Genomic DNA, 6,905 nt, shown 5'->3' on the forward strand with positions numbered 1-6,905 from the left:
ACATACCACTAAAAAGGCTCCTTTATGGAGCCTTTTTTTTAGCTGCAATAAACTTGAAGCATATACTCTCCAATAATGGCATATCCATGTACTTCTCAACGGTATCAGCCATTAAGTCAATTCCCTGCTCCCGTAATTCAGTAAAATTTACTGCTTGTACTTTTTCTACGCCAGCCCAATGCAAAAGAGCAATACAAGCTTCAGGCTGATCAAAAATACCATGTAAATAAGTACCTAAAACCTGCTGATCGCTAGACACTGAGCCTTCGCGCATACCGCATTCCAATTCAATTATCGGTGCTAACAATGCTGGACCTTCAGAGATTCCAGCATGAATTTCATAGCCATGCACAATAGCATCAGCCATTAATAACCTTCCTGAAACTTGGTTTAAAGTTTTACTTTCACTTAAAGTCGTTTGCATATCTAACAACCCTAAGCCCTTGCTAGACCCAGGCTTACCTTCAATACCTAAAGGGTCATGCAACAGCTTACCGAGCATTTGATAGCCACCGCAAATTCCTATAACTTTACCACCGTAGCGCAAATGCTGAAAAATAAACCTCTCCCAGCCCTGCTCTCTAAGCCATGTTAAGTCATCTCGAACCGACTTACTTCCTGGCAAAATAATTAAATCTGCTTTATCTACCAAATTAGGGTTACAACTAAACTGAATATTCAAGCCCTTATTTAAACGCAAGACATCAAAATCAGTATGGTTACTCATCCGCGGCAAACGAGGAATAACAATATTAAAGGCTCCTACCCCAACTTCTGACTGCCTCACTGTCACACTGTCCTCAGACTCTAAATACAAGTCATGTAAATAAGGCAGTACGCCAAATACTGGCTTACCTGTACGCTTCTCCAACCACTCAATACCAGGCTGTAACATACCCATATCCCCGCGAAAACGATTAATAACAAAACCCAGTACCCGTTGCTGCTCAGACTTGCTCAATAAATCTAAAGTACCCACTAAATGCGCAAACACGCCCCCTCGATCTATATCAGCGACAATAATAACAGGGCAATCAACCGCCTCTGCAAAGCCCATATTGGCAACATCTCTATCACGTAAATTAATCTCAGCCGGACTCCCTGCTCCTTCGACCACCACGCGCTGATAGCTTTTCTCTAAACGCGCAAAAGAATCTAAAATAACCGGCATCGCTTGTGCTTTATAGGCATGATAAGCTTTCGCACCCAGATTTTTTACCGCTTTTCCTTGAAAGATAACCTGTGCGGTCTTATCCGAATTCGGCTTAAGTAAAACAGGATTCATATCCGTATGTGCTGGCAAACCACAAGCTATCGCTTGAACTGCCTGAGCTCGCCCAATTTCGCCTCCCGCCGCCGTCACGGCACTATTTAATGCCATATTTTGCGGTTTAAAAGGGGCAACCGAATAACCTTGACGCTTAAAGTATCGACATAACCCCGTCACCAATGCACTTTTCCCCGCATCAGAAGTTGTTCCTTGCACCATAAGCGTTATTGCTGACATTGAATTTCCTTTTGTATAATAAAAATAGCGCATCTAGTACAGCTAGCTTCGCAATAACCAATAAAACTATAAAGCTAATAACAATTTAAAAACAATTATTTATACCTTTTTTATAGTTCATAATTAAGAGTGCACTGCACTAACACGATGAAATAGCTTCCAAGGCAGTAGTTAAATGCGCCCATCCCGCTTCATCAGCAGGCAAGCCAAAACGCAAACTTGTAGGTTGCACAAAAAACCGCGTCAAAACAGCCTGCTTAGCGAGTAAATAATGAATTTCTTCTGCGTTTTCTACTACCGCCCACTGAAATAGTGGTGTAGAGCCTATGGGTACTAATTGATAATCAGTCAGTAAACGCGCCAAACGCCCGCTATTGTGCCGCAATTGCACTCGCATCTCATCTTGCCACTGCTTATTTTGTAGTGCACAAGCCGTAACAAAGCGAGTAGGATTACTCAAGGTCCAAGGGCCCAGCAACTCATTTAATTGCTCTAAAATATCCGCTTCAGCTAAAACGAAGCCTGCCCGAATTCCCGCTAAACCGAAGAATTTACCTATAGAACGTAAAATAATCAAACCTTTTAAAGGCGCATAAGAACTTAAACTTAACTCAGGCATACTATCAATAAAAGCCTCGTCAACAATCAGCCAGCCATTTTTTTTCTGCAATACTTCCAGCCAAGAAAAACACTGATCTTTACTGAACTGGCAGGCACTGGGATTATTTGGATTAACCAGTACCAGACAATCTAGCTGATTAATATGTAGATCAATCTCAGTCGCTGATAAGCTGACTATTGAATGGCCCGCTTTTTGCCAAGCATACGCATGTTCAGCATACGAAGGTGTGATAAACCCCACCACACTTGCCTTACGTAACTGAGGCAAAGCCTGAATAGCTGCTTGTGAGCCAGCAACAGCAAGCAAAGAATTACACTGGTAATAATGCTGTGCAACATCAATAAGACCATCTAAGTTATCGGGCAAACGCAACCAAACAGCATTAGGGATCTTTGGGACAGGGTAGCCATTCGGGTTAATGCCTGTGGATAAATCGAGCCAGTCACTCACTGGAATTTGATATTTATGCACCGCCTCCAATAGTCGCCCACCATGCTTAAGCAATAGATTCTCCTAAAATAATAACACCTAGCCACAGCACCGCAGATAAAACGATCAATAAATTAGCACGCTTTATATCCTCATTAACCACAACACGACCAACACCCAAAATAGCTTTGTTTTTTAATACACCATGATAAATCGCTGATCCACCCAATTGCACATTCAGACAACCCGCGCCTGCACTCATAACGACACCTGCATTTGGACTTTCACAAAAAGGACTTTGTGTACGCCAACAAAACCAAGCCTTTTTGCTATCACCCAACAATAAATAGCTTAAAGCAGTCAACCGAGCCGGTAGCCAGTTCAGTACATCATCTAAACGAGCTGCAGCAAACCCAAAATGTAAATAATGCGCATTTTTATACCCCCACATGGCATCCAAAGTATTACTTAAACGATAAAACAACGCACCTACTGGCCCAGCAATAATAAACCAAAAAATCGGCGCAAAAACAGCATCAGCACCATTTTCTAAAGTTGTTTCTATAGCCGCTTTACGAATTTGTAATGTATCCATCTGCTCAGTCTCACGGCTTACAATCATCGAAATGGCTAATCGAGCCTGCACCAAATTCTCTTGCTGTAAGGGTCGGTAAACCGCCAGAGTATGCTGTAGTAAACTTCTAGGGGCAATACAAAAATAAAGCATAATAGGGCTTAAGTATGGGGCCAACAACCCGCCGCGCGTCACTATAAAAACAACCATACTTACCGGTAAAATAGCCAAAACCAAAGCCAAAAAACCATAAGCTTTTTGCCTAATCTTAGATTCATGACTCGATTGAATAAACTGCCTTTCCAAATAATTTGCCCACTGACCAAAAAATACCAGTGGATGCCATTTTTTAGGCTCCCCCAATAAAATATCGAGTAACAGGGCAAAAAAAACCGCAAGAGCAATAGACATCGAGTAAACCACCCTAGTTTGAGAAAAGTTAAAAAAGAGGCATGCAGACAGAAATTTTGCGCCAACTAAATACCAACTGACACAAACGAGTAGATATAAAAAGACTAATGGAAATCAATTGATGATCAAATTTTAGGCATAAAAAAACCAGCTAAAAGCTGGCGTTTTTTATATCCTCTTCTGTGGTGGGTCCTGCGAGATTCGAACTCGCGACAATCGCATTAAAAGTGCGGTGCTCTACCAGCTGAGCTAAGGACCCTCAGAAGATTTGATTATTATACAATGAAAAATGGCTCTGACAAGATATTTTTTATAATTTTTTATATTTTATTAAAAATAATCAATATTTTCATTAGCCTAAGTTGTAATACTATCCTATATAGAATGTGAGCTAGACCCTTATTAAGGGTATTATCCACTCCAAAAATATTTTATACAAACACGCCCCCCCCAAAAAACCTCCTTCAATCCAGCAAGGTATTACTAAACACTATTGCTGCTCCTTATGACTGGAATTCAGATTGTATAAGTAAGTAAAACCTTCTAAGAAAGTGCGTTGACACACCTACACCCAAAAGATACGTATTAGTTGCCATTATTCTTATTTTTCAGAAGAAAACCTGGTAAAACCTATATAAAAAAAACGTATTGGGTAAGGACTAAGAATAACCCTTAAAAAAATCTTCCCAGCTAAATGCTATAGAAGCCTTTAGTTTTTATCATTTAGCCGTACGAGTACGGACAGTCCCTTCATGCAATACTGCCCGCTTTACCGCGTTTACGATTTATGCTTACATTACTCGCTATCGCTGATGCTGCAAATAATGTTGATGAGATAATAAATTCACCAGATAAAAAGCCCAGCAAGCCAATCATAAATACTAATCCAGTTAAAATATCTTTATATAAATCTTTCATCTTTAGTCCTCTAGGAAAAAATTAAATGCGTTTATCTTTAACGCAGGTTCATTATAGGCAACGACATATTATTTACAATAATACAAATAGCACATAAATTATTTCCTATTTGGATACATTAAAATCACAAAACTTTACTATTCTCTTAGGACTGAGGATGAAATAAAACCTAAGACTGAAACTGGTGCTGGATTTCGGTTCAGTTTCAAGGCGTAAAAATAGGCGCATAGCAGGCTACGAAACTATTTTTACAACACAGAAACTGAGCAAAAAGACAAGTCAATTTCGGGGAGTTATAAAATTCTCAGCCCTGAGTATGGTAGCAGGGGTTAATTGGCTTAAATAACAAATTTCAATAGCATCCTAGGTAAATATCATCTAAACCCTGCACTGCTTCATCAGTAAATTCGCTTAAATTAAATTACTGATAATAACCTGTTTCTTTTGCTCATTCCTTCGGCTGCCTCCTTATCATCCGTTATTACCATTTTCAATTAGGTAATATACATCTCATCCGGCAAACCTTTATGCTTTGCCTGCTTTAAATCAATCTGCTTTTCTTTATGATCACAAGAAAATTTAGAGCCTTTGCGGTAATTTGAACAAGCCCAGAATTCACCATATGGCCCTTTGCGTAAACGCATACTGCCGCCGCATTTAGGGCAAATGGGTTCGATATAATCACAGCACTTACTGACACACACTTTAAAACGCCCCTGCTCTTTTAATTCACTACCGCACCACTGGCATGCAGGCTCTGTATATGAGCATAAAGGATATTGATTACAAGCAAAAAAACTACCGTATTGACTGTCTTTAACCAACATAAATCCTGTTTGACAATGACGACAGGATTTATCGGCAAGCTTGTCTTGAAAGCCTATACCGTGAAACTCATCACTGTACATTTCGTACTTATCAAGAATTAATTCTCGAATAAAGTCAGACGCTTTGGTCGCATCACTAATTAAATAGACATGATGCCGCGCGCGAGTCAATGCAACATAGAATAACCGTCGTTCTTCCGCGTAGGCAAAATCCTCCGCTTTAGGCAATAGTAAATCTAATAAAGCCGGTGTTTCTTTTTCAGATGGAAAGCCATGCCTCCCTTTATCTAACCCTAAAATAATGACATAATCCGCTTCTTTTCCTTTAGAAGCATGCACGGTCATAAACTGTAGCTGTAAGCTTGGGTACTGACTTTTATAAATACTTAAATCCGGCTTTTTAAAACTGACTCGCGCCAAAATCAACACACTAACCGCTTTATTCTGATTTTTAGTATAAATTGCAGATAAAGCTGCATTTAAAGCAACGGAATCTTGGTTCGTTTTGATTAACGATACTGCCGGTTGATTAACCTGATGATGACTGACTATCTGTTTCTCAATTTGCGTGCTATTGCGCATAACAAATTGCGACGCAAACTCGCTAATCTTATTATTAAAGCGGAAAGTCTTATCTAAAACACTGGTTGCGGTATAGCCAAAATACTCACTAAACTCTTTGGTGATCGTGACATCACTGCCGGTAAAACGGTAAATAGATTGCCAATCATCGCCGACACAAAACAAGCTATTATCTGCCTGCTGGTTCAATAAAGCTTTAATCAATCGCGCCCGGCTGGCAGAAATATCCTGAAATTCATCGACTAATAAATAACGATACGGTGATTGATACTGCCCACTTTCTACATAACGTATTGCCAAACCGATCATATCTTCAAAATCGATAGTTTGCGTATCACGAAGCTGTTGTTGATAAAGCTCATAAATCGGTTCAAATAAAAATGCTGCCGCCTGCATACGCTCTTTATCCTCATGCTGTTCTGCAAGTGCTACCATATCTTTTATATTTAAGTAGGCAGATTTGAATAAGGCGAGTACCCGAGCTAGTAGCTGAGCAAAAGTAGAAACTTGACCTAATTGATTGAGTTGCTTTAATAATTCATTATTAGCTAGTGGTTGAAAACTAACACCCACTTGCTGTAATTGCTCACTGAGACTTTGCGTTAAAATACCTTGGTGCTTTTGATAGCTATAAGTTTCAATTAGCGGAGTTTTGTGTTCCTCATGTAAACTTCGTTTCCAAGCCATCCCCTCCAAATAACTTTGCTGATCAATAAATGGCGGTGTTTGACTGTATTCATTGACCGCAAAATGTTCAATATAAATACCATCATCCGGCAAGAAAAAGTCCGGTTGATAGGCTTTATAATCGGGTCCAGAAGTATTTATATGATAATTAGCTTCATGTTGATAGCGTATGCCTTGTCGATACAGAAAATTGGCGATTTCACATTCTTCATAACTTTTGACTAACTCACCCTGCAAAGTGCGAATATCATTATCTAAAATATATTGATTATATTGTAACTTCTCATTATCCACAGGCAGCGGCCGCACGGATGACTTCCGATAACGGAGGAATATCGCCTATACCCA

Annotated in this window: 5 protein-coding genes and 1 tRNA gene; all 6 read right to left on the bottom strand. The window is 39.6% G+C overall.

The features are described 5' to 3' along the window. Positions 1–22 precede the first annotated feature (22 nt). The gene (locus BQ7314_RS11800; protein WP_174483891.1) at positions 23–1,507 is read right to left on the bottom strand and encodes a cobyric acid synthase; all 1,485 of its coding nucleotides are present in this window, start codon (positions 1,505–1,507) and stop codon (positions 23–25) included. 139 nt (positions 1,508–1,646) lie between these two features. After that, positions 1,647–2,633, bottom strand: a complete 987-nt coding sequence (gene cobD, locus BQ7314_RS11805; protein WP_174483892.1) for a threonine-phosphate decarboxylase CobD — start codon at positions 2,631–2,633, stop codon at positions 1,647–1,649. Continuing rightward, positions 2,626–3,543: an adenosylcobinamide-phosphate synthase CbiB gene (gene cbiB / locus BQ7314_RS11810; protein WP_174483893.1), complete on the bottom strand. Its 918-nt coding sequence runs from the start codon at positions 3,541–3,543 to the stop codon at positions 2,626–2,628. The genes cobD and cbiB overlap by 8 nt, the downstream gene beginning before the upstream one ends. A 183-nt stretch (positions 3,544–3,726) precedes the next feature. After that, positions 3,727–3,802 (bottom strand) — tRNA-Lys (locus tag BQ7314_RS11815). 491 nt (positions 3,803–4,293) lie between these two features. Continuing rightward, positions 4,294–4,461: a hypothetical protein gene (locus BQ7314_RS11820; protein WP_174483894.1), complete on the bottom strand. Its 168-nt coding sequence runs from the start codon at positions 4,459–4,461 to the stop codon at positions 4,294–4,296. Positions 4,462–4,955: 494 nt separating this feature from the next. Beyond that, the gene (locus tag BQ7314_RS11825; RefSeq protein ID WP_245394984.1) at positions 4,956–6,851 is read right to left on the bottom strand and encodes a UvrD-helicase domain-containing protein; all 1,896 of its coding nucleotides are present in this window, start codon (positions 6,849–6,851) and stop codon (positions 4,956–4,958) included. Positions 6,852–6,905 lie beyond the last annotated feature (54 nt).

It is taken from the genome of methanotrophic endosymbiont of Bathymodiolus puteoserpentis (Logatchev), assembly GCF_900128525.1.
In the GTDB taxonomy this organism is placed as follows: Bacteria; Pseudomonadota; Gammaproteobacteria; order Methylococcales; family Methylomonadaceae; genus Methyloprofundus.

Excerpts from the sequence above, each read along its gene's own strand:
- BQ7314_RS11820 (WP_174483894.1), bottom strand. The coding sequence starts at position 4,461 with ATGAAAGATTTATATAAAGATATTTTAACTGGATTAGTATTTATGATT.
- cbiB (WP_174483893.1), bottom strand. The coding sequence starts at position 3,543 with ATGTCTATTGCTCTTGCGGTTTTTTTTGCCCTGTTACTCGATATTTTA.
- BQ7314_RS11800 (WP_174483891.1), bottom strand. The coding sequence starts at position 1,507 with ATGTCAGCAATAACGCTTATGGTGCAAGGAACAACTTCTGATGCGGGG.